This window comes from Caenispirillum bisanense (assembly GCF_039523075.1).
Classification (GTDB): domain Bacteria; phylum Pseudomonadota; class Alphaproteobacteria; order Rhodospirillales; family Rhodospirillaceae; genus Caenispirillum; species Caenispirillum bisanense.
Map to the genome: position 1 here is coordinate 1 of NZ_BAAAEP010000117.1, position 2,133 is coordinate 2,133.

The window sequence follows — 2,133 nt, forward strand, 5'->3', positions numbered from 1 at the left end:
GGTAAGCGGGTCTCCTCCCCCACCTGTTGACGAAGCGCGCTCTGCCGCATCGTGATGGCTTTCCGAGGCGAGTGAGGTGCGGCCGCGATGGATGACGACAGACTTGATGCCTGGCTTGGAGACAGAGATGAAGCCGGGCCGTACCAGCGTGTGGAGGTCATCACGGGCCGCCGGCAGCGCCGAAGATGGACGGCGGATGAGAAGGCGGAGATCGTGGTGGCGAGCGCGCAACCGGGCGCCAGCATTTCGGATGTGGCGAGGCGGTACGGCGTGAACCGCGGCCTGCTTACGGTGTGGCGACGGGACGCCAACATCGCCAAGGGAACCGCGATCGCGGCCGGCGGTCCCTTCGCCGAGATGGTGGTCGAAGCTCTTAAGCTGGAGACGCGCCCGCCGCAGCCCGATGCAGCGCGGCGGGGTCGAATCGACGTGGTGGTCGATGGCGGGCATGCCATGCTGTCGGGCGACGTCGATCCCGCTTTGGCGGTCGCCGTCATCGGCGCCCTGCGGAGGCCGCGGTGATCGGACCGCCGACGGGTGTGAAGGTGGTGCTCTTCACGCAGCCGGTGGACTTCCGCAAAGGGCACGACGGTCTGGCGGCGGTCGTGCAGGAAGCCCTGCGGCGCGATCCCTTCTGCGGCGACCTCTTCGTTTTCCGCTCGAAGCGGCTGGACAGGGTCAAGATCCTGGCGTGGGACGGCAGCGGCCTGTGCCTGTTCTACAAGCGGCTGGAGACCGGCCGCTTCACGTGGCCGCCGGTGCGTGACGGTGTCGTCACGGTGTCGCCGGCGCAGATGGCGATGCTGCTCGAAGGGCGACTGGTCGCGCGTCCGGCGGCGGTCGGTGAGACGGCTGAAAGCCGCCTGCTGAGCCGGTTTCCGGCTGGCTCGGCGACTCCGGAGCGGGTAAAATCCGGCCATGCCGCTCGACCTCGACTCCCTGCCTACCGATCCCGCCGACCTGCGTCGGCTGGTTCTGGCGTTGGCCGAGGAGCGCGACGTCGAAAAGGACCGCGCCGACCGCCTCGAGCACCTCCTGGTGCAGTTGAAGCGGCTGATGTTCGGCCGGCGGTCCGAGAAGCTCGACCCCGACCAGTTGCCCCTCGCCTTCGAGGACCTGGAGCAGAGCATCGCCGCCGTCCATGCCGAGATGGACGCGGCCGCGCCGGTGGAACGGCGCCGTCGACGGACGGGTGACGAGCGGGCCTCGCTGCCCAGGACCCTGCCCGAGATCGAGCGCGTCATCGACGTCGCGCCCGAGGACAAGGTCTGCCCCTGCTGCAAAGGCGAGCGGCACGTGATCGGCGAGGACGTCAGCCGGCGGCTCGACGTCGTGCCGGTGCAGTACCGCATCCTCGTCACCCGGCGTCCGCGCTACGGCTGCCGGACCTGCGAGACCGGCGTGGTGCAGGCGCCGGCCCCGGATCATGTCGTCGCCGGCGGCCTGCCGACGGAGGCCCTGATCGCCCAGGTGCTGGTCGGCAAGTACGCCGACGGCCTGCCGCTCTATCGCCAGGCCCGCATCCTGGCGCGCCAGGGCATCGAGATCGACCGCTCGGTGTTGGCCGGCTGGGTCGGCCATGCCTGCTGGTGGCTGAAGCCGCTGTACGAACGGCTGCGGCTGCACCTGCTGTCGTCGGCCAAGCTCTACGCCGACGAGACGCGCCTGCCGGTGCTCGACCCGGGCCGCGGCAGGACCAAGACGTGCCAGCTCTGGGCCTATGCGCGAGACGACCGGCCCTGGGGCGGCGGCGATCCGCCGGCGGCCGCCTATGTCTAAGCCGCCGGCCGCGCTGCGGACCACGCGCGCGATCACCTCGGCGGTTTCGCCGGCATCCTCCAGGTGGACGGCTATGCCGCCTACAAGAGCCTCGTCACGGCGAAGGCCGGCGCCGCAGCGCCGCTGCCGATCACGCTCGCCTTCTGCTGGAGCCACCTGCGACGTAAGTTCTACGAGCTTCATGTGAAGCAGGGCTCCCCGGTGGCCGCGGAGGCCTTGCGCCGGATCACCGAACTGTACCGCATCGAGAGCGAAATCCGCGGCCGGGCGCCGGAGGAACGCCAAGCCGCTCGGGACGAGCGTACCCGCCCCCTGGTGGAGAGCATGCGGACCTGGATCGACGCCCAGCTCGCC

The 2,133-nt window shown here is 70.4% G+C and carries 1 protein-coding gene and 2 pseudogenes; all 3 read left to right on the forward strand.

Annotated features, from left to right (window positions below; translation table 11 throughout):
• Positions 1–87: 87 nt before the first annotated feature.
• On the forward strand, positions 88–522 hold the full coding sequence (gene tnpA, locus ABD056_RS22680; protein WP_343870564.1) for an IS66-like element accessory protein TnpA: 435 nt from the start codon (positions 88–90) through the stop codon (positions 520–522).
• Positions 523–548: 26 nt separating this feature from the next.
• Positions 549–818: pseudogene (gene tnpB / locus ABD056_RS22685) on the forward strand (IS66 family insertion sequence element accessory protein TnpB); the annotation flags it as partial.
• Between the two features lie 100 nt (positions 819–918).
• Positions 919–2,133: pseudogene (gene tnpC / locus ABD056_RS22690) on the forward strand (IS66 family transposase); the annotation flags it as partial.

Excerpts from the sequence above, each read along its gene's own strand:
- tnpA (WP_343870564.1), top strand. The coding sequence starts at position 88 with ATGGATGACGACAGACTTGATGCCTGGCTTGGAGACAGAGATGAAGCC.